This window comes from Halalkalibacter oceani (assembly GCF_023715605.1).
In the GTDB taxonomy this organism is placed as follows: Bacteria; Bacillota; Bacilli; order Bacillales; family Bacillaceae_D; genus Halalkalibacter; species Halalkalibacter oceani.
This window is the reverse complement of sequence record NZ_JAMBOL010000082.1, coordinates 1-450: the sequence shown is the minus strand read 5'-3', so window position 1 is coordinate 450 and position 450 is coordinate 1. Positions and strand designations below refer to the sequence as shown.

The following is a 450-nucleotide window of genomic DNA, read 5'->3' as shown; positions in this document are numbered from 1 at the left end:
CATAACACCTCATCACCTTTAGAATGCCCATAGAGATCGTTAATGTGTTTAAAACGATCGGTGTCGATGAGCAACAAGCTGTAATCCTGAGCGATGGCGAGATGCTGCATTTGGCCTGGTTCCGTAATGTGATAAAACTGTCGCCGATTCAGTAATCCGGTCATCGCGTCATGGTGAGCAGCATGTTCCAGCTGCTCCTCCAGCCGTTTTTGCTCAGTAATATCATGCACAATACATAACATGAGCTTGTCGCCATAAATTTCAATCGGTCCGGCATAGGTCTGCACATGACGAGTCGAACCATCCGCCAGTTTATGAACAAAATTCAAAGGTTTATGACCACCGGGTAAATGCGAGATTTCATGCATGATAGGCATGACGCGACGCCCGAGCATATTTATTTCCCAGGTATGTTTCTGGCACATCGTTTCATGGTTATAACCATAGAAA

Annotated in this window: 1 pseudogene; it reads right to left on the bottom strand. The window is 45.3% G+C overall.

The features are described from left to right. Positions 1-450: pseudogene (dgcM, locus tag M3202_RS22095) on the bottom strand (diguanylate cyclase DgcM); the annotation flags it as partial.